We start from the raw sequence: 20433 nt of genomic DNA on the forward strand, positions 1-20433 counted from the left end.
TCACTCTCCTACGGGGGGAACAGACCCGTCTTTGGGGAGCGGCATATAAAGATCGCCGCCCGCCTGGAATTTCGCGGCCATCGCCTCAAGGCCTTCCTTCTGGGCTTCGGCGCGGATGTCGTGCGAGATCTTCATCGAGCAGAATTTCGGCCCGCACATCGAGCAGAAATGCGCCACTTTATGCGCGTCTTTCGGCAAGGTTTCGTCGTGGAAGGAGCGAGCTGTTTCGGGATCGAGCGACAGGTTGAACTGGTCTTCCCAGCGGAACTCGAAGCGGGCCCGCGACAATGCGTCGTCACGCAATTGCGCGGCCGGATGCCCCTTGGCGAGATCGGCGGCATGGGCGGCGATCTTGTAGGTGATGACCCCGACCTTGACGTCGTTGCGATCAGGCAGACCCAGGTGCTCCTTCGGCGTGACGTAGCAGAGCATCGCCGTGCCGAACCAGCCGATCATCGCAGCGCCGATGCCGGACGTGATGTGGTCGTAGCCGGGGGCGATATCGGTGGTCAGCGGCCCGAGCGTATAGAACGGGGCTTCGCCGCAGACTTCCAGCTGTTTGTCCATGTTTTCCTTGATCTTGTGCATCGGCACATGGCCGGGGCCTTCGATCATCACCTGGCAATCCTTCGCCCAGGCGATCTGGGTGAGTTCGCCGAGCGTTTCGAGTTCGGCGAATTGCGCTGCGTCATTGGCATCGGCGATCGAGCCGGGACGCAGGCCGTCGCCGAGCGAAAACGTGACGTCATAGGCGCGGGCGATGTCGCAGATTTCGTCGAAATGCTCGTAGAGAAAGCTCTCCTTGTGGTGATGCAGACACCACTTGGCCATGATCGAGCCGCCGCGCGAGACGATGCCGGTGACGCGGTTGACGGTCAGAGGAATGTAGGAGAGCCGGACGCCCGCATGAATGGTGAAATAGTCGACGCCCTGCTCGGCCTGCTCGATCAGCGTGTCGCGATAGACCTCCCAGGTGAGATCCTCGGCAATGCCGTTGACCTTCTCCAGCGCCTGATAGAGCGGCACGGTGCCGATCGGCACCGGCGAATTGCGGATGATCCATTCGCGGATGTTGTGGATGTTGCGGCCGGTCGACAGGTCCATGACGGTATCGGCGCCCCAGCGCGTCGCCCAGACCATTTTTTCGACCTCTTCGGCCATCGACGAGGTGACGGCGGAATTGCCGATATTGGCGTTGATCTTCACCAGGAAATTCCGGCCGATGATCATCGGTTCGGATTCCGGATGGTTGATGTTGGCCGGGATGACGGCCCGTCCGCGTGCGATTTCCTGGCGGACGAATTCCGGCGTGACGTGATCCGGAATGCTGGCGCCGAAGCTTTCGCCGTCGCGGACCAACGCGCCCTTCGGGGCCTTGCGGCCGAGGTTTTCGCGGATGGCGATATATTCCATCTCCGGCGTGATGATGCCGGCGCGGGCATAGGCAAGCTGGGTGACGGCTTTGCCATCTTTGGCCTTTAGCGGCCGGTTGCGGATGGGAAATTCCGGCGTCAGCCGTTCGCCGGTGGCAAAGCCGTTGTCTTCCGGTTTGACATGCCGGCCGTCATAGGCCTCGACATCGCGGCGCTCGGTCACCCACTCCTGGCGGGGGCGGGGCAGGCCGGCGTCGATCGAAACGGTATGGGCCGGATCGGTGTAGGGACCCGAGGGATCGTAGACGGCAACGGGCGGTTCGCCTGATGTCGGATGAAGCGAGATTTCGCGCATCGACACGCGGATGGCCGGGTGCAGGTCGCCCGGTATATGGACCTTGCGGGAGGCGGGCAGCGGACCTGTGGTGACGGTCGGGGTGAGTGGCTTTGCGGCAATATTCATGGTTGAGGCTCCAAAGGTTGGAGACCCAGTCATCAGAGCCGGAATGATGAAAAGACGCTGACGCGAATCCGCGTACGGAATTCGAGTCGCTACAGCGCTTGCACCGTCCCTACGCCAGTATGAACTGGATCAGGTTCAACGGGTCACTGCGCTGAATGAAGGCGGCATAGCCGCTTTTCACCCCAGCAGAATCTCAGCCCCTTGTCGGGACCCCCCTGGTGAATGCGCCAAGTTAGGCACAGTTTTGGACGGAGCGTCAAGGGCCGTTCGGCGCGACGCATTCTTCCAGCCTCCGCTGCAGGCCCGTAGGCTGTGAAGATGTCCAATGATTACAATCGCGGCCTCGACAGCGCCGCCGCGGCAAATTATCTATAAAAAATGACCTCGACGAGCGAAGACACGATTGCCAGCCGCATCAGCCGCATCCTTGCCGACAGGATCGTGACCGGACAACTGGATCCGGGCACGAAACTGCGGCAGGACCATATCGCGGAAGAATTCGGAACGAGCCATGTGCCCGTGCGCGAAGCCTTCCGCCGGCTTGAGGCGCAGGGTCTTGCGGTCAGCGAACCGCGCCGCGGCGTTCGGGTCGCCTCCTTCGATCTCAAGGAAGTTCGCGAAGTCGCGCAGATGCGCGCGGCGCTCGAGGTTCTGGCGCTTCGCCATGCGGCACCCCATCTCACGCCATCGATCCTCGACCTCGCCGAAGAGGCGACGGTCGCCGGCGATAATTCCCGCGATGTCCGGTCCTGGGAAGAGGCCAATCGACGCTTTCACACCCTGATCGTCACGCCCTGCGGCATGCCGCGCCTGCTGGCCGCGATCAGTGACCTGCATGCCGCCAGCGCCCGTTTCCTGTTCGCCAGCTGGCGGTCTGAATGGGAAGTGCGAACCGATCACGACCATCGTGCGATCCTGACATTCTTGCGCCAAGGCAATGTCGAGAACGCCGCCGCCGTTCTTGAACGTCACGTCCAGTGGATCGGCCAAAAGCCGGTCCGCAATGCTTCCGGCACAACGCGTGACGCTTTCGCGATCGTGGGCTGAAGGCCGACCTCCAGCAGCCGCTTTTTCACGCTGTCCGCCGACATGCGCGAAGGCGCGATCCGCGCCACACTGATCTTAATCCCCTCATGGTTGAAAATTTAAACGCGTCTCAACGAAAACGCGGTTGCGTTGAGGTGTGCTATGAGAAATTATAGATAATATTGAGTCTTATCTATATTTATTTCGCCGCCACGGCTGAAAAAGAGGGAGGAGTCGGAAATGCTCGACAAAATTACCGCTGAAAATCACGCTGAAGCGCATCATGCAGCTCTGTCGGAAGGCGTTATCCTCGCTGATGCGAAAATTATCTATAATTCTTCGTTCAACGATCTGCTGTTCCGGGCTCAAACGGTTCACCGCGCAAACTTTGATCCCAACGCAGTGCAGATCAGCCGGCTGCTGTCGATCAAGACCGGCGGCTGCGCCGAGGATTGCGGTTATTGCAGCCAGTCGGCGCATTCCCCGACCGGCCTCAAGGCATCGAAGCTGATGATGGTCGAAAAGGTCGTTGCAGAGGCGCGCAAGGCCAAGGCCGAGGGTGCGACCCGCTACTGCATGGGCGCGGCATGGCGCAGCCCGAAGGATCGCGACATGGAAACGCTGGTTGCCATGGTCGGCAGCGTCAAGGCGCTGGGCATGGAGACCTGCATGACGCTCGGCATGCTGTCGCCGGGGCAGGCGGAAGCACTGGCGGATGCCGGCCTCGACTACTACAACCACAACATTGACACCTCCGAGCAATTCTATCCGCAGATCATCACCACCCGCAGTTTCGCCGACCGGCTGGAGACGCTCCACAATGTGCGTGAAGCGGGAATGAAGGTCTGCGCCGGCGGCATTCTCGGCATGGGCGAGACGGCGGACGATCGCATCTCCATGCTGGTGACGCTCGCCAATCTGCCGGAACCGCCCGAAAGCGTGCCGGTCAACATGCTGATCCCGATCCCCGGCTCAAGACTTGCCGATGCGGAGCCTGTCGATCCGATCGAATTCGTCCGGACCATCGCGCTCGCACGCATCCTGATGCCGCGCGCGCATGTGCGCCTGTCGGCCGGGCGCACGCAGATGAGCGACGAAATGCAGGCGCTCTGTTTCTTCGCCGGTGCCAATTCGATCTTTGCCGGCGATACGCTGTTGACGGCTGAGAACCCGGGCGAAGATCAGGACGCAGCCCTCTTCCGCCGCCTGGGATTGAAGCCGATGGAGCTGGAGCTGCCCGAATGATGCCTGCGGGCCTCCTGCGCTACGAAACGACGCTGGCGGGATTGGACCGCAAGGGACGGCGGCGGGTCTTGATCGCGCAGGACGGAGCTGATTTCAGCTCGAACGACTATCTGGGATTTGCCGGTTCTCCGCAGCTGGCGGCGGCAGTCACAGCAGCACTTCAGCGCGGCGTGCCCGTCGGTGCCGGCGGCTCGCGCCTGCTGCGCGGCAACCACCCGGAACATGAAGCGCTGGAAAAAGCGGCTGCCGCCTTTTTCGGAGCCGAGAGGGCTCTTTATTTCGGCAGCGGTTATGCCGCCAATGCAGCCCTGTTCTCGACCCTGCCGCAGCGCGGCGATCTCATCGTCCACGATGCCTTGGTCCATGCCAGCGCGCATGAGGGAATTCAGGCAGCCCGGGCCACGGCCGTGGCGGTGGCGCACAATGATGTCGAGGCTTTCGAACAAGCCATCAGCGGCTGGCGGCGCAATGGCGGTATTGGCCACCCGTGGATTGCGGTCGAAAGCCTCTATTCCATGGATGGCGATCGCGCTCCGCTCGCCGAACTGGCGGCTGTTGCCGAACGTCATGACGGCTTTCTGGTGATCGACGAGGCGCACGCCACCGGCGTCTTCGGCCCCGGCGGACGCGGTTTTGCTGCGGGCCTTGAAAACCGGAAAAACGTCATCGTGCTGCACACCTGTGGCAAGGCCCTCGGCGTTTCCGGCGCATTGCTCGGCGCAAGTGCTGTACTCTGCGACTATCTCGTCAACCGGGCGCGAGGTTTCATCTATTCAACCGCGCCATCGCCGCTGATGGCCGCCGCCGTGCGCGAAGCGCTGCGCATGCTGGCGGATGAACCGCAGCGTCGAGCGGATTTTGATGAGTTAAAGGCTTTCGCCAATGCCGATCTAACAGCCAAACTCGGCGTCAAGGGCAGCGGATCGCAGATCCTGCCGGTGCTGATCGGCGACAACGGCCGGGCGGTGCGGATTGCCGCGCGCATGCGGGGCGAAGGTTTCGACATCCGCGCTATCCGCCCACCGACCGTTCCCGAAGGCACCGCAAGGCTCCGGATCGCTATCACGCTCAATGTCGACAGGGCAACGATTGCGCGCATGTTCACCCGGCTCGCGGCCATCATGGCGGAGGAAGCGTCATGATGCGTTTCGTCATCACCGGCACGGATACCGGCATCGGCAAGACGGTTTTTTCCGCAGCACTTACCGGCGCGCTTTCCGGCTATTACTGGAAGCCGGTGCAGGCAGGGCTCGACGAGGAAACCGATAGCCAGACCGTCAGCCGACTGAGCGGTCTGGCACCGGAGCGCATCCTGCCGGAAGCCTATAGGTTGAGGACGCCGGCATCACCCCATCTCGCTGCCCGCATCGATCATGTCACGATCGCGCCGGACATGCTGGTACCGCCCGTGACGGATGCGCCGCTCATCATCGAGGGTGCCGGCGGACTACTGGTGCCATTGACGGAAACGGAGGTGTTCGCCGATGTTTTTGCGCGCTGGCAAATCCCCGTCATCCTCTGCGCCCGCACCGGGCTCGGTACGATCAATCACACGCTGTTGTCGCTGGAAGCGCTGCGCAGCCGCTCCATCCCGGTTTTCGGCGTCGCCTTCATCGGTGACGAGGCAGCCGAAACGCAACGGATCATCGCGGCAATGGGGCAGGTGCGGATACTCGGCCGTCTGCCACGGCTTGATCCGTTGACGCCGGACCTGTTGCGGCAAGCCTTTCGCGACAATTTCCCGCTTTCCACGTTTCGCGAGGTGATCGCATGACCTCTCCTGTCTGGCACCCCTTCACCCAGCATGCGCTCGAACCGGCGATGAAGCGGATTGTGCACACGGATGGCGCCTGCCTGGTCGACGAGGACGGTGCGCGTATTCTCGACGCCATTTCGTCCTGGTGGGTGATCACCCATGGCCACCGGCATCCGGCCATCATGAGCGCCATTCAGGCGGCATGCGAGAACTACGACCAGATCATTTTCGCTGAATATACCCATGAACCCGCCGAGGAACTGGCGAGGGGTCTGTTGAAGATCGCGCCCACCGGATTGGCGCATGTGTTCTATTCCGACAGCGGATCGACCTGCGTCGAAGTCGCGCTGAAAATGGCGCTCGGGTTCTTCCACAATTCCGGCGCACCGCGCCGCCGCGTCTGCGTTCTGGAGCACGGTTATCACGGCGATACGATCGGCACGATGTCGGCGGGGGAGCGTGGCGTCTTCAACCAGGCCTATGAACCGCTGCTCTTCGGCGTCGATTGCCTGCCGTTTCCCGAACCTGGCCATGAGCAGGACACGCTTGACGCCTTCGAGCGCTTCTGCGCGACCGGCCAGGTGGCAGCGCTTCTGATCGAGCCGCTGGTTCTTGGAGCAGGCGGTATGCGCACCTATCCGGCGTCGATCCTCCGCGAATTGAAGCGGATTGCAGAACGGCATGGCACCCTGATGGTCATCGACGAGGTGATGACCGGCTGGGGACGCACGGGCAGCCTCTTTGCATGCGAGCAGGCCGGCGTGACGCCCGATATCCTCTGCACCTCGAAGGGTTTGACCGGCGGCGCCCTGCCGCTCGCAGCGACCCTGTGCACGGCCGAGATATTCGACGCGCACCTGTCGACGGATCGCCGCCGGACCTTCTTCCATTCCAGTTCCTATACGGCCAACCCGATCGCCTGCTTGGCAGCGGTTGCCAATCTGAAGGTCTGGGAAAACGAACCGGTTGGGGAGCGCATTCGGGTGCTTCAAGAGTTGCAGCAGGAGGGACTGTCTCGCTTCACGTCCGATCCGCGCTTCGGCAATGCCCGCCAGATCGGAACGATCACGGCCCTCGATCTCGCTGTCCCGACGGGTGGTTATCTTTCGGATGTCGGTCCAAAGCTGAGAGCATTCTTTCGCCAACGAAAATTGTTGATCCGTCCGCTTGGTAACGTCATTTACCTGATGCCACCCTACTGTGTCACCGCCGCCGAACTTGACCGGGCCTATGACGCGATCGACGAGGCGGCGGCATGTTTTGTCGCCGGTCGATTGTGATGGGTGCGCGTTCGTCCCGCCTTGCTGGTTTTGGCCACTCCGTTCCGGCCCGGCGCGTCGAAAATGCCGAGATCGAGCAAGATCTCGGCCTCGAGCCGGGCTGGATAGAACGTCGAACCGGCATCCGGGCGAGGCATTGGGCCGGGCCGGGCGACACGCTGTCCGGTCTTGCGGCAAGGGCAGGGGAGGCGGCTATCGAGAGCGCGGGCATCGCCCGGAACGAGATTGCGCTGACGCTGCTCGCTACATCGACGCCCGATCATCTGCTGCCGCCTTCGGCTCCCCTGCTTGCCCACCGTTTGGGCCTTTCCCATTCGGGGGCTATCGATCTTGCCGGCGCCTGCTCCGGCTTTCTCTATGCGCTGGTGCTCGCCGACGGTTTCGTTCGCGCGCAGGGCCGGCCGGTTCTGGTGGTCGCAGCCAATATTCTCAGCCGCCGTATCAATCCGGCGGAACGGGCAAGCGCCGTGTTGTTTGCTGATGCGGCAGGCGCGGTCGTTCTGATGCCGTCACAGGAAACGGACGCGGGACTTCTTGGTGTCGATCTCGCCTCCGATGGCAGCAGATACGACCTGATCTCCATCCCGGCCGGTGGAAGCAACCGGCCGTTTGCCGCCGATGTGACGGCGGACGAATGCCTGATGACGATGCGCGATGGCCGGGAGATGTTCACGCAGGCGGTCGGCATGATGAGCCTCTGCGCCAGCCGGGCGCTCGAAAGTGCCGGGTTCGGCGCGAAGGATATTCACCGCTTTGTTCCGCATCAGGCCAATGCACGCATTTTCGATGCGGTTTGCGGCAATCTCGGTATCGATCCCGAAAGGACGGTCCGCACGATCGCCGACTACGGAAACTCTTCCGCCGCGACAATCCCGCTTTCGCTTTCGCTCGCCCATGAGGCCGCGCCCTTCGCCTCGGGCGAGAGACTGTTGCTGACCGCGGCGGGGGCGGGGTTGACCGGCGGTGCCTGCGTTATCAGTATGTAAGTTTTTTCTTACGCAACTTCCTCTGCGTAGATCCTGGCCAACCCCTCGTGAATACGGGACTTCACCTCCTCGGAACTGAAGCTGAGATGGTGCTGCATCAGGGCCACCGCGCCATCCGCATCGCGTCTGGAAATGGCATCGAGGATCAAGGAGTGTTCTCCGAGCGAGGCCGAGCGGCGTGCAGGATCTTCCAGATTGATGCGCCGCACGAAACGGATTCGTGCATTGATATTTCTCAGATATTTCAAACGTTCGGCATTTCCGGCCAGGGCCGCGATACCGAGATGAAAGGCTTCGTCCGCCTCGACCAAAGTGTCGATCGCCATGCCGGGTTTATGGGTTTCAACATCCGTCCACCGCGCCTGCTGGATTTCGATATCGGATTGCGAAGCAACGGCACAGGCCTGACGCACGGCCGAGAGTTCGAGGTCGGCCCGGACGCCGAAAAGCTCGGTGATTTCCGTGGCGCTGAGCTTTCTGCAGAAAAATCCGCGCCTCGGTTCGAAAGCCACCAAACCGTCAACGATCAGCCGGTTCAGCGCCTCGCGAACCGGCGCGCGGCTCATGCCGAGGATGGCCGCCAGTTCGACCTCGTTCATCCGCTCGCCCGGGCGGAAACCGAAACTGATCGTCCGGTCCCTAAGATAGGCGTAGGCGCGTTCGACGGTGTTGTCGCCCGAGGATTGTCCCGGTTGCTTCCCGTGTTTTTCCATTGTGCCTCTCGATCGATTTCAGGCGGTCATAGCATGCACGGTTGACAGGCGCAAAGGTTGTCGGCATGAATGTATTTTGCATTGTCGACAGTTCTGCCGACAGAATGATCGGCGGCAGCAAGCCAACCAGAGGGATATGAATGATGGAAAATTCTGCGATCGTCGAAATGCAGGAGCGGCTGCTGTCCAAGCGGGCAAAGACATTGCTCCACCATCCCCAAGGCATGGGGAACTATTTCACCTTCAAGACCGCCATCGACATTCTCGGCCTCGATTGGAACGACGTCGCGCCCGGCGGTGTCTACAACGTCACCGGTCCCGGCTACTTCGATATGGGCTACATGGCCAACCACATCGGCCCGTCGGAAGCAGCCTTGAAGGCATTTCGCGAAGCGTCCACTTCGGAGAAACTTGCGATCTATCCGCCGGATTGCCTGCCCGAACTGAAGGAACTCGTAGCGCGGAAAAAATTCGGCCGAGCGCTCGGGCCTGATTTCGAAGTCATGGGTGTCGAGGGCGCGCAAGGCGGCATCGGCTATACCTACCTGACCTTCCTCGACGAAGGCGATGAAGTGATCGTCACCGATCCCGGCTATTTCCATTTCGTACCGGCGGCCGAGGCCTGCGGCGCCCGCATCGTGCCGATCGAGCTTAACGAGTCCAATGGCTATAAGCTCGTCCCGTCTGAGGTCGAGGCTGCGATTACGCCGCGCACCAAGATGATCGTGGTCTGCGACCCGATCAACCCCTTCGGCACCGTACAGACACGGGAAGAACTGCTGGCCATCGCCGAGATCGCCCGTCGCAAAAATATCGTCGTCTTCAACAACGTTACGCACAACACCCATCAGACCGATCCATCCGTGCAGCAGATTCCGATGGCTTCGCTTCATTCGCAGGAAAACCCGATGGACCACGTCGTCTCGGTCAGCGGCATGTCGAAAGGCTACGGCATGCCGGCGATCCGCGTCGGCTTCATGGCGGCGCATCCGGCCCTTCTGCGCGGTGCGTTCCTGACGAAGATGGAGATCACCAAGATCCACATCAACTATCCCGGCCAGTATGCCGCTCTCGCCGCCATGCAGGACACGGCCTATGTCGCGGCGAGCACCGAGACGATCCGGCGCAACTACGCCCATATCCAGGAGACGGTGGAACGGACGCAGGGCGTCTCCATTCCCGTCAGTCCGGCTTACGGGTTCTGCATGATGATCGACGTCTCCGGCGCAGGCGTGACCGCACAGGAAGTGACGGTCGGGTTGCTGAAGGAAAGGATCGCCGCCATTCCGGGCGATGGTCTCGGAGATGTGAAAGCGGCCGACTATCTCCGGCTCAACTATTCCCACCCCGATATCGGCTGCTTCGAGCGGTTCCGCGAAGCCTTGCCAAAAGCGATCGAGGAAGCGCGCGCGGGGCTCTACGCCGATGCCGTCGTAAGCTTCTTTGAACGGGCGGGCACCGAGCGCGGAAAGACGATTATCGCAAAGATCAGGGCGCGGCAGCAGGCAAGCCAAATCCTCAGCGCTGCGGAATGAGACTTCGAGGCACCCGGTCAGCCGGGTGCCTTATGCGTTGCCGTTGGCCTCATCTTTCACGACGCAAAACAGAGACGATCTACGGCTACCTGCGGACGGTATCGCTGGCTCCAAATGTCTCTCCCCGGCCTCTGTTAAATCGACGATATTGACGTGTCTTTCGCAGATTTCGAGGCAGGGTTTGGTTGCGCGCTCCCATGGTTTTTGGTAAATTTTTTCTAAAGATCGACAGGACTGATGGAGCCGTCACCCCATGCCGAATGTCATGCATCGTTTCGAGAACTACATGAGGAACGGCATGGGTGGCTGGGCAAGGTCGCAACCCGTATTTGTCAGAGTCCTGATGTTTCTGCCTTGCTTTGCCGAATTCCTGATCGTCTGCATGGTCTGCGTCATCGCAATTGCCGTTGTGGTCTTTCTGATGGGTCTCGTCACGGTGTTCGGGCTTGATGCCGAGCGTCAGCCACGCCTGCGCTGACGCCGTCCACTCTCAGCGCGTGGCCTTCAAGGGCTGCTCGATGTAATAACTCTCATAGCTCTTGCGATATTTTTCCGCTGCACCGAAATCGCTATACTTCCCGAGTTCGTCCATATCCGTCTTGTTGAGCATCACGCCGAGTATCTTGGCGTTGAATTGCGGATCGGAATGCAGCACGTCCCGGACCAGACGGGATGGTGTCTTGCCCCATTCGATCACCATCAGAAACCCGTCGGCGAAAGGCGAGAATGCCTTGGCGTCGATGACCGGGGCCAGCGGCGCGAGATCGACAATGATATAGTCGAAGCTCTTGCGCACATTGGCGATCAGGGTTTCCATGCCCGGCGACGCAAGCAGTTCGTTCGTATGGTAGAGATGTTCGCGCGGCGCGATCGGCAGGATTGCAAGCCGGGTCTGCGGATCGACCCTCAGACCCGCGGTCCATTCCTCTTCACCCAGAACGGCTTCCACCAATCCTGTTTTCGGTGCCGGAGAGATCATCTTGCTGATCGCCGGGTTTCTGAGGTCGGCGTCGATCAGGAGCGTCCGTTTGCCGCTGGCGGCAAGCAGTCCGGCAAAATTCGCGGCAATGGTCGATTTTCCTTCGCCGGGTAGCGCCGAGACGACACCGATCACGCGGTTGGGGCGGCCTTGCAGGATGACGTCGCTGGCAAGTTTGGCATTGCGCAGCGTTTCGGCAAAGGCCGATCGCGGCGCGTCGACGGCAGTTCTGGTCATGCGCGTCAGGGGGATGTCGGCATCACCATCGGTATCCGTTTTAATCGGTTTTGCTTTGTCCGCCTTGGAGAGGCGTCCGCGCGTCTTGTTCCAAAGCGTATCGGTCTTTTTGCCGATCAGCGGCAGGTAACCGAGCGATTTGTGCCCGAGTATGGAGCGAATGTCCTCTTCCAGGCGGAAGAAGCGCTCGCGGAACTCCTGAAGCCCCGCGATGACGGCGCCCAGCATGAAGCCAAGCACGATGGAAAGCGCAAGAACCATCGTTCTCTTGGGGCTGGATGGTGAGGTGGGAACGCCGGCATCCGAGATGATCCGCGCCTTTGCGATCGGGAAGGAACGTTGCTGGGCTGCCTCCTCGTAACGGCCGAGATAGGATTCATAGAGCGTCTTCAGCGCTGTCGCCCTCTGTTCCAACTCGCGCAGGTCGACCAGTGACCTGTTTGCCTGCGAATTGCTCCCGACGACGCCTTCGATGCTCTGGCGCAGCGATGCCTCGCGCGACTTCGCCACCTCGAACTCGTTGCGGTAGCTTGCGGTAATCTGCTGCAGTTCCCGGAAGATCTGACCGGCAAGCTCCGATTTTTCAGCCCTGAGAGCCACCGCCTGGGGATGATCGGCGGAGAAATTCTGGACGATGACCTGTTCGCGTTTGCTCACCGTCAGGTAGCGTGTCCGCAAATCCTGGATGACCGAATTGTCGGTCTGGTTTGAGGAGATCGTTGCGTTGTTCACGGCGTTTTCGGCGCCCTGGTCGATGATGGACTTGAACTGGTTGTAGCGTGCGGAAGCGCTGGCGCTATCCGCCTGTGCGACGATGAGCTGGCTGTTCAGATCAGACAGCTGCTGCTCGGACATCAGCTCGCCCCGGGTCGAGGTCAGGCCATTGTCCGCCTTGAACTTTTCCGCGTCCAGCGAGGCAGCCTGCGCGCGCTGGCGCAGATCGGTCAATCGTTCCTGCAGCCAGACGGAAGCGCGTTCGGTGGCGTCGAAATTCGCATTCAGCTGATCGGTCAGATAGGCGTTGGCATAGGCGCGGGTGACGACGGCAGCGAGATGCGGATCGGTCGATTTGTAGGACAGCGAGACAACCGAGCTTCTTGCCACCCGTTCAACCGTCAGCCCCTGCTGGATGTAGGCCGCCGCCAGCTCCCGCTTCCATTCCCGCGCGGCCGCTTCGGAAATTTCAGGCCGGCTGCCGAAGATGCCGACGGCTGATCTGATCGCCGATTTCACCATCGACATCACCGATTGCGGCGGATTGAGAACGGTCTCGTTCTCACCGAGATTTTCCGCGTCGGTGACGCGGAGCGCCAACTCGCCGGATTTCAGAATTTCGACGGCGCTGGAAAGCTGCGTGTCGGCCTGCTGCGCGCTCTGCGGCGAGGGGGTTTCTTCGGCATATTTGGACAGATTGTCATCGAGCAGGATCTGCGTTTGTGACGTGTAGATCGGCGTCGCAGACAGCAGGTAAACGGAACCCACAAGGAAGCACGCGATGACGCAGACAGCCACGACCCTCGAACGACGCAGCGCAATCGCAGTCAGCCGGTTCAGATCGATGAACGAATCGGACTCATCGCTTCGCAGCGACGGGACAGTGTTCAACGGAAGAGGTCTTTGATTCATGGGCCGTTCGGTCTCCGGATCCTTTTGCGTAGTCTTATCTCACCCCAAAAAACGTCAGGGGTGAGACCAGATCTTCCGCCAGGGGTCAAACCGGCGGAAGATCGTCGTTTCAGGCCGCCTGCATTGCCTGTTCGTGCGACAGCACCATCTCGCGCACGGACTCGAACACGAGGTTGCCGATGTCTGCGCGCGCCAGCGCAAAGGCGACATTCGCCTCGATGAAGCCCTGCTTGGAGCCGCAATCGAAGGTCCTTCCTTCATAAGGATGGGCGTGGAACGATTGCTCCGCCGAAAGGCGCAGCATGCCGTCGGTCAGCTGTATCTCATTGCCGGCGCCGCGCTGCTGATGCGCAAGGATCGAGAAGATCTCCGGCTGAAGGATGTAGCGGCCGTTGAGATAATAGGTCGACGGCGCTTCAGCGACCGGCGGCTTTTCCACCATCTGGGTGACTTCGAACCCGTGCCGGGTTTTTTCGCCCATGCCGACGATGCCGTATTTCGAGGTGTCCTCGAGGGCGCATTGCTCGACCGCGACGACGTTGCCGCCGACATCATTGTAGAGGTCCATCAGGCCGGCCATGCAGCCGCGCGCGCCATAGGAAATCATATCGGGCAGAAGCAGCGCGAACGGCTCGTCGCCGATCAGATCGCGGGCGCACCAGACAGCGTGGCCAAGGCCGAGCGGAGCCTGCTGGCGGGTGAAGCTGACGGAGCCGGCTGTCGGAAGCATGCGCGCCAGCTCGGAAAGCTGGGCATCCTTGCCCGATCGCGTCAGTGACGAGATCAGCTCCGGCACGTCGTCAAAATGATCCTCGATCGCCTGCTTGTTGCGGCCCGTCACGAAGACGATATGCTCGATGCCTGCCTGCATCGCTTCCTCGACGGCATATTGCACGACGGGACGGTCGACGATGGTCAGCATTTCCTTCGGCATAGCCTTGGTTGCGGGCAGGAATCGCGTGCCGTTTCCGGCCACGGGAATAACGGCTTTGCGAACGGATCTGATAGGAGCCATAGAACTATCCTTTGCTTTTGTGCGGGCTGTTGCCCGGGGTGGTTCTATTCATCGTTTTCGGCTGGGTACCGAAAGGGCGAATTGCGTTGAACGGCGCCATCAGGCGCCGCAGTCTGACGGCAATGGGCATCCGAAGATGACGAATCGCCGCCGGATTCTTCCACGCGGTCTTGACCGCGCCGGAAAGGGACCGTGCCTTGATCTGGTCGACCAGGATGATGAAGGACCGCGCATCCTCGATGCTGCGGTGACGCCTTTCCTGGGCCGCCATCGATGCCGCATCCAGTCGGTGGTTTTTCAGAAACTCTGCATCGGCGGCCAGCATCGCATCCACCTGATGCAGCTTCAGCACCCGGGAGATGGAGCCGCTTCTGATATAATAGGTGTATCCGGCGCTCGGCTCGACGGCGCAGCGGCCACCCTTCGCAAGGGCCGATGCCAGAAGCAGATAATCCTCGCCGATCGGCAGGCTTTCGTCGAAGCGCAAGGCATGCTCTTCGAGAAAACGGCGCTCGAAGATCGGCTTCATGTAGCCGTAATTATGCTCGGACTGGAACAGCACGTTCGATCCGATGAAAATGGGAAGAGTGAGAGTGTCCAGCTTGGAAAGCTGCGCGTCTTCAAACATCCTCCTCGGTTCGCCGTCGAGTGGAATGACATCGACGTTGTCGACCACGATCTGCGCGCCCGCTCCCGTGGCCCGCGCGATCATCCGAGCGGTTCGATCAGGTGAAACCGCATCGTCGGAATCCAGGATGACGATCCAGTCTCCGCGCGCCGCGGCAAGACCCGCATTGCGCGCGCCGCCAGGCCCTCGGTTCTTCTCGAGCCGGATCAGCCGGACGCGCGGATCGGTGTAGGCGTTGACGATCTCCACCGTATCATCCGGCGAGCAATCGTCGATGACGACCACCTCGATGCTGACACCAGTCTGAGCCAGCGCGCTGTCGATGGCCCGCTCGATCGTGTCCTGCGCCTTGAAAGCGGCGACGATGAATGTCGCTTGGGGGTGTTGCTCCATCAGGACGACCTTGCCTCGGCCGCGCCGTACTGTTCGATTTCCCGCACGCCGAGAAGTCCGATGACGACGCCGGCATGCATTGATGCACGCAGGAAATACTGGTTCCGGCGAACGGGAGAGAAGAGGAAGATGGCACTGGCGATCGCGCAGAAGCCGCTCTTGGCGAAAGCAAGCACCAGCTGCCGGATTCTGCCCGCCAGGCCGGACCCTGCTTCGATCAAACGGCCGTGGGTCTGGCCGAAACGGAACTTCCTCTTGGCGAGCCACGAAAAGGCGGCGCGCTTGGCCGGCACCGGCTCCTGCACCCAGGCGGCCGGCGCGTACGCAATCTTGCCGCCCATCCGGTGCATATGTGTGAAGAATTCCGTATCCTCTCCGCCGCTGCGGCCGAGTGCAAGGTTGAAGCGCCGTCCGGCAAGCGACGTGGCAGCGAGACGCAGAAGCGCATTGCAGGTGTAGCCGGTGACGATCCGGTCGCCGACCCAGACCGGGAATGTCGAATGGAAGTCGCCCCGGCGCATCCAGCGCGGTGCGTCCTTGCTGTAGATGGCCTTGACCGGGCCGAGCACCACATCCGCGTTGGTCGCTTCCGCCGTTTCGATCAGCCGGACAACCCAGTCTTCGCTGGCCGTCTCGTCGTCGTCGATGAAGGCCAGGAAGTCCCCTTTGGCATTGTCGAGGCAGGCATTGCGGGCGATCGAGATGTTGGAGGACGGGCAATGCACGTAGACGATCTCGTGCGGCACCAAGGCGCGCAAGGCGTCCACCCGTCCCTTGGCGCTTGGCGTGTCATCGTTGTCCGCCACGACGATCCGAATCTCCGCTCCAACGGGAACGGCTATAACCGCGAGCGAGCATAGGGTCTGTTCCAGCTCAGGGCGTCGATAGGTGCACACGCCGATATCGATGCGGATGCGATGTTCTGTCCGGTTCATATCTGTTCTCATGAGGCGACCCGGCGATTGCGGAAATCGAGAAGCTCGCGCCAGAAACCGGCCGACCAGGCGAAATGCATCACCATGGCGGAAACGGCCGCGAGCGGCCCGTAAGGGTTCTTCTCGCCAAGCGCCATCCATACGCCGTACCCAAGGCAGGCGACGGCCCAGAGACCGAAAGGAATGACGGCGGCCCAATTGATGATCGCGAGCAAGGCGCCAACCGCGACGGGTGCGACGGCCAGCGGCAGCATCTGGCGGATGCTCGGCATGGCACGGTGTTTCATGAAATTCTTTGCCCGGCCGCGCCCATAGCCGAAATATTGTCGGAAGAGTGTACTCGCGGTGCTGCGTGGATAATAAATCATGCTCGTCTTGTCGGTCATCCAGATCCGATAACCGGCCTTGTTGAGGCGATAATCGAATTCGGCGTCTTCATTGTGGCTGAACATCTCGTCATAGCCGCCGATCGCCTGGAACGCGGAAATCCGCATCAGCGCATGGTGGCCGTGATCCGCCCAGTGGCCGACGGCGCCGGTGCGGTGCTTCGAGCCGCCATTGCCGAGCTTGGAATTCTGCGCGTAGGCCGTGGCTTTTTGAAAAGTGCTGAAGCCAACGGTCTGCATCGCAACCACGACTGAATCGGCTTCTGTCGCGATGGCATCTTCCATCAGGCGCTGGCAATAGTCTGCTGGATATTCGCCGTGGGCATCGATGCGGATCATGTAGTCATAATTCGCGCCCAGCGTCGCGACGGCGAGATTGACCGCCGCGCTCTGGATTTTCTTCGGGTTGTCGAGCAGCCTGACCTTCGGATTGACGCCGGCGATCCGCTGGACGATGTCGCGCGTACCGTCGGTGCTTCCGCCGTCGACCACGACGAGATCGGCGTCGAGGTCCTGCATCGCGCCAGCGAGCTTGCCGATCAGGGATTCGATATATTTGGCCTCGTTGAGGCAGGGAATGACGATAAGGCTGCGGCCATGCTTCAGATCATCGGCTTTCATAGCAGTCCACCCTTGTTGCTGTGCGTTTGGGAAAGCTCTTGCATCGTTGCGGTATGGGCGTCGTTCGCATGCAGCGCTGCCAGCCGGTTGACCAGCCGCTGGCAATCGGCGCGGTCGAAGACCCAGCTTTGCGAGCCGGTCGCTGCGACCTTTCCGAATTCTGCCAGGTAGCGTTCCGGCGTCATGCCGGCAAAGAGCGCTGCAAGTGCCGAGCTATGGGCGCGATCGAGGACGAGACCAATGTGCTTCGCGCTGATAAAACGCGCCGTTTCCGTTCCACGCATGGCGATTGGAACAGTGTTGTACCGGCATCCCTCATAAAGCCGGTTCGGCAGCAGCCAGCTCGAATTCAAGCCTTCCTCGAAGAAGTCGATACCCCAGGAAAACTGAACTTCGTCATAGATCCGGGCGAGGTCCTCCGGGTTTTTGTAAGCCCCGTGAAAATTCATGAAAGGCTCGTTTTCAACGAAGCCGTCAAAGTCGTCGAATTCCGTATAGGCGGGACGGCCACGCAGCACGACTTCGAATTTTCCGTCCATCGCGCGGGTGAATTCCGCGAGCAGCTTCAGAGATTTCCGGCATCGCAAGGCGCCGAACCAGCCGATTTTCCAGGGCTCGCCGGGTTGCGGTGGACGGGGGCGGGCGGTTTGCATTCCTGCGTCGTCTCCCAGGTCGATCACCTGGTTTTCCAGAAGCAGCGTCGGTGCTTTCAGCCGGGAAATCGGCCGGAAATAATTCTCGATGAAAGCCGGCGAGCTGGTGACCAGCAGGCTGACATTCCGTCCCAGATAATGTTCCGTAGCGCGCAGGGTCTTGCCGGCAAAGTCCTTGCGCAGCAGGAGGCGGTGAATGTCCAGGCATTCGTAGACGATCGGAACATCGCTGCCGAAAATCGCATTTGCCCTGTTGGCAAGGGCAAGCATTTCGAGGTTGCGGGCGATGATGACATCGGGTTTCCGTGCCCCGTGAAGTTTGCGGCGCAGAAGCATCGCAGCTTTGACGACGGCGGCGATGCGCTGCCCGAACCGTCCGTCCTTGGTAACACCGAGGTCGATGACGTCGTTGGCAGGCGTGTCCGCGCCGCGCCGGAAGCCCGCCACTGTCACCTTGGCACCACCCGCTTCAAGCGTCAGGGTCCTGCGCCTGATCGCCGGGTCCGCCACATCATGTGCCAGGTACAAAACATCCAGCATGAAAACTTCCTGTTTTCCGCTTAGCTTGCGCCAAGCCTAGTTCAGTTTTTTGTGCGTCGCAACATTTCTGTCGCGAGTGCGAGCAAGCGTCAATTGAGCGTGCAGGTAATGGATTCCGGAAACAGGCATTTTTCGCCCGGCGCTGTGAAGGCGACGCGGTCGATCTGCATTTTTGCCGGACCCTGATAGTCGAACTTGCCCATCCAGTCGCTCAAGGTGTCGGTTCCCCAGAGGCTGAAGAATATTTTCTGAGCGTTAACCGGGATTTTTGCTGGATCCGTGACATCCTGTACCAGACTGCCGTTGAGATAGTAGCGCAGCCGGCCCTGTTCCCAGATAAAGGCATAATCATTGAACGCCGCATTCCCGCCGCCGGCGATATCGACCAGTTTCTCGTTGCCGCCCTTGGCCGAAATATACTGGTTGACCTGGACCTTGCCGGAATCCTTGCCAAGCACCTCGAAGTCGATCTCGTCATGCGGCTTCTTGTCGGTCGGTCCGATATAGGTAAAGAAGGCGGAGTTCAGCCCGGAGCCATCGGCCGTCTTGATCCTCGCCTCGTAGGTGCCGAAGCCGAAGCGCTTGCGGGTCTGGATCTCGCCGCAGGCATAGTCGCGCTTGCCGGCCTTGCGCTGCTCGAAGGTCAGTTCCAGCACGCCGTTTTGAACAGCGACCTGCTTTTTCGACCAGGTGCAGTTCTGGTGGGCGCCATTGTCCCAGCCGTCCGAAATGTACCAGATCTTTTTATCGATCCTGTCGAAATTATCGACGAACGAGGTGCCTGCGCTTGCGTCTTGCGCTACCGCGGATGCTGGGAGAGCGGCGATCAGAACCGCAAGGGCGGCGAACGGGGCGGAGATCGTTTTTGTCATCGTGTCACTCTTTCCTTTGGGGAACGTGTGTCGGACCAAACCCTGGGGGCTTGTTCCATCCTTGCCGGGCTTTGTCGGCGGGGAGCCGGAACCGCTCCCGGCACGGCTGCCTGTCAGGACGGCGTGCAAGCGCGGCATCATCCGCTTTGTGACGTTGTGGGACGTCACGAGGATGATCAGGGCGAGGATCGGTGTTGCAAAATAGAAGAGCGGATAGAGCCCCGGATGCGCCGCCCGATTCCAGACCATCCAGAATGCGATGAGCAGCGGGTAGTGGGCGCAGAAGATCCAGAAGCTCAGGCCCTCCAGCTTGGAGAGCCGCATGCCGAGGCGCGAGCGAATGAGCACCGCCGAAATTGCCCAGGAACCGATGATGCCGCAGATCGCAGTCAGGCTGCGCAGGATATCGAGCCAGGCGGGGAAATCAGGTCCGGTCCAATAGAGGCCGGTCGCAAGCAGCACCGCGGCCGCCAGAAACAGAATGGCGATTGCCTCCGCATAGGGATCGAGCATGCGGATGTTGATCTTGTGCAGGCTGGCATAGATGCCGCAGCTGAAACCGAAGAGGATCGATTTTTTCAGAAAAATGCCGCTCGGGAATGGAAACACCGCATAGACGAAGAAAACCGTCAGCGTCGCTAGCGGATAGCGCTTGATCAGGAACCCCAGAACCGGCGTGAGAAGGAGGCACAGCAGCAGATCCCGCAGGAAGTAGAGCGGAACGTTGATCGGCAGCGACTCTATGGCAAACGCAAGCGTCACCAATTCCCGCGGCGTTGCATTGGCTGCGTCCGGAAGATACCCGAATGCTATTCCCTGCCTCTGCGCGATGATGACCAGCACAAGAAAAGAGACGCTCCAGATCAGGAACGGCAGCAGAACCGTGCGCGCCTTCGAGCGTATAGTCTTGCCGTAGTCGAAGGCATCAAGCCCCCGGCGGAACAGGAGATAGCCTGAAATCGCACTCAGGCATGGAACGCCGACGCGGAAAAGGCTGTCGCCCAGAAAAACGCGAATCCAGTCTATGAAGCCGTTGTCGCCGAGAAATGGGCTGGTCTGCGGGTCATGAGGAACGTGTACGAAAACAATCCCCGAGATGAGCAAGATGCGCATCAGATTGATCCGCGATGAAATATTCGCGTCGATAACCAAGACGACATCCCCTGTTGGG

The 20433-nt window shown here is 60.8% G+C and carries 17 protein-coding genes, 1 pseudogene and 1 riboswitch; of the genes and pseudogenes, 8 read left to right on the forward strand and 10 right to left on the reverse strand.

The window, feature by feature from the left end:
* Entirely contained in the window at positions 1–1836 is a 1836-nt protein-coding gene (thiC, locus tag J2Z75_RS26225) for a phosphomethylpyrimidine synthase ThiC (protein ID WP_209856515.1), read from the reverse strand.
* Positions 1837–1924: 88 nt separating this feature from the next.
* Positions 1925–2063, reverse strand: a riboswitch (TPP riboswitch).
* 151 nt (positions 2064–2214) lie between these two features.
* Here thiC and J2Z75_RS26230 point away from each other — a divergent pair.
* The 6 genes from J2Z75_RS26230 (at position 2215) to J2Z75_RS26255 (ending at position 8129) form a co-directional block, all read left to right on the forward strand.
* Positions 2215–2883, forward strand: a complete 669-nt coding sequence (locus J2Z75_RS26230; protein WP_209856518.1) for a GntR family transcriptional regulator — start codon at positions 2215–2217, stop codon at positions 2881–2883.
* Positions 2884–3102: 219 nt separating this feature from the next.
* On the forward strand, positions 3103–4107 hold the full coding sequence (gene bioB / locus J2Z75_RS26235; protein ID WP_209856520.1) for a biotin synthase BioB: 1005 nt from the start codon (positions 3103–3105) through the stop codon (positions 4105–4107).
* A complete protein-coding gene (locus J2Z75_RS26240; protein WP_209856521.1) occupies positions 4104–5249 on the forward strand; it encodes an 8-amino-7-oxononanoate synthase in 1146 nt (381 codons plus the stop codon). Before bioB ends, J2Z75_RS26240 begins: the two co-directional genes overlap by 4 nt.
* Complete coding sequence (gene bioD, locus J2Z75_RS26245) at positions 5246–5881, forward strand: dethiobiotin synthase (RefSeq protein WP_209856523.1); 636 nt, start codon at positions 5246–5248, stop codon at positions 5879–5881. The genes J2Z75_RS26240 and bioD overlap by 4 nt, the downstream gene beginning before the upstream one ends.
* Positions 5878–7143 (forward strand): adenosylmethionine--8-amino-7-oxononanoate transaminase, encoded by a 1266-nt coding sequence (locus J2Z75_RS26250; protein WP_209856525.1) that lies wholly within the window; start codon positions 5878–5880, stop codon positions 7141–7143. Before bioD ends, J2Z75_RS26250 begins: the two co-directional genes overlap by 4 nt.
* Positions 7143–8129, forward strand: a complete 987-nt coding sequence (locus J2Z75_RS26255; protein WP_209856527.1) for a beta-ketoacyl-ACP synthase III — start codon at positions 7143–7145, stop codon at positions 8127–8129. Before J2Z75_RS26250 ends, J2Z75_RS26255 begins: the two co-directional genes overlap by 1 nt.
* A gap of 8 nt (positions 8130–8137) precedes the next feature.
* Here J2Z75_RS26255 and J2Z75_RS26260 read toward each other — a convergent pair whose 3' ends face one another.
* A complete protein-coding gene (locus J2Z75_RS26260) occupies positions 8138–8842 on the reverse strand; it encodes a GntR family transcriptional regulator (protein WP_209856528.1) in 705 nt (234 codons plus the stop codon).
* 140 nt (positions 8843–8982) lie between these two features.
* Between J2Z75_RS26260 and J2Z75_RS26265 the strand changes: the two genes are divergently transcribed.
* Together J2Z75_RS26265 and J2Z75_RS26270 are read left to right on the forward strand one after the other, a co-directional pair.
* Positions 8983–10377 (forward strand): pyridoxal phosphate-dependent aminotransferase, encoded by a 1395-nt coding sequence (locus J2Z75_RS26265; RefSeq protein WP_209856529.1) that lies wholly within the window; start codon positions 8983–8985, stop codon positions 10375–10377.
* A gap of 253 nt (positions 10378–10630) precedes the next feature.
* A complete protein-coding gene (locus tag J2Z75_RS26270; RefSeq protein WP_209856530.1) occupies positions 10631–10855 on the forward strand; it encodes a hypothetical protein in 225 nt (74 codons plus the stop codon).
* A 12-nt stretch (positions 10856–10867) separates the two neighbouring features.
* On the opposite strand, the gene J2Z75_RS26275 is transcribed toward J2Z75_RS26270, so the two are convergent.
* The 8 genes and pseudogenes from J2Z75_RS26275 to J2Z75_RS26310 form a co-directional block, all read right to left on the reverse strand.
* A complete protein-coding gene (locus J2Z75_RS26275; RefSeq protein WP_209856531.1) occupies positions 10868–13219 on the reverse strand; it encodes a polysaccharide biosynthesis tyrosine autokinase in 2352 nt (783 codons plus the stop codon).
* 109 nt (positions 13220–13328) lie between these two features.
* Complete coding sequence (locus J2Z75_RS26280; protein ID WP_209856532.1) at positions 13329–14234, reverse strand: UTP--glucose-1-phosphate uridylyltransferase; 906 nt, start codon at positions 14232–14234, stop codon at positions 13329–13331.
* A gap of 4 nt (positions 14235–14238) precedes the next feature.
* On the reverse strand, positions 14239–15255 hold the full coding sequence (locus J2Z75_RS26285) for a glycosyltransferase family 2 protein (RefSeq protein ID WP_209856534.1): 1017 nt from the start codon (positions 15253–15255) through the stop codon (positions 14239–14241).
* Entirely contained in the window at positions 15255–16190 is a 936-nt protein-coding gene (locus J2Z75_RS26290) for a glycosyltransferase (RefSeq protein WP_209856536.1), read from the reverse strand. The genes J2Z75_RS26285 and J2Z75_RS26290 overlap by 1 nt, the downstream gene beginning before the upstream one ends.
* A gap of 8 nt (positions 16191–16198) precedes the next feature.
* Positions 16199–17197: a glycosyltransferase family 2 protein gene (locus tag J2Z75_RS26295; RefSeq protein WP_209856538.1), complete on the reverse strand. Its 999-nt coding sequence runs from the start codon at positions 17195–17197 to the stop codon at positions 16199–16201.
* Positions 17194–18390, reverse strand: a complete 1197-nt coding sequence (locus J2Z75_RS26300; RefSeq protein WP_209856539.1) for a glycosyltransferase family protein — start codon at positions 18388–18390, stop codon at positions 17194–17196. The genes J2Z75_RS26295 and J2Z75_RS26300 overlap by 4 nt, the downstream gene beginning before the upstream one ends.
* An 89-nt stretch (positions 18391–18479) precedes the next feature.
* Entirely contained in the window at positions 18480–19262 is a 783-nt protein-coding gene (gene exoK / locus J2Z75_RS26305; protein ID WP_209856844.1) for an endo-1,3-1,4-beta-glycanase ExoK, read from the reverse strand.
* A gap of 231 nt (positions 19263–19493) precedes the next feature.
* Positions 19494–20375, reverse strand: a pseudogene (locus J2Z75_RS26310) (acyltransferase family protein); the annotation flags it as partial.
* Positions 20376–20433: the final 58 nt, after the last annotated feature.

The sequence above is a fragment of the Rhizobium herbae genome (assembly GCF_017873135.1).
In the GTDB taxonomy this organism is placed as follows: domain Bacteria; phylum Pseudomonadota; class Alphaproteobacteria; order Rhizobiales; family Rhizobiaceae; genus Pararhizobium; species Pararhizobium herbae.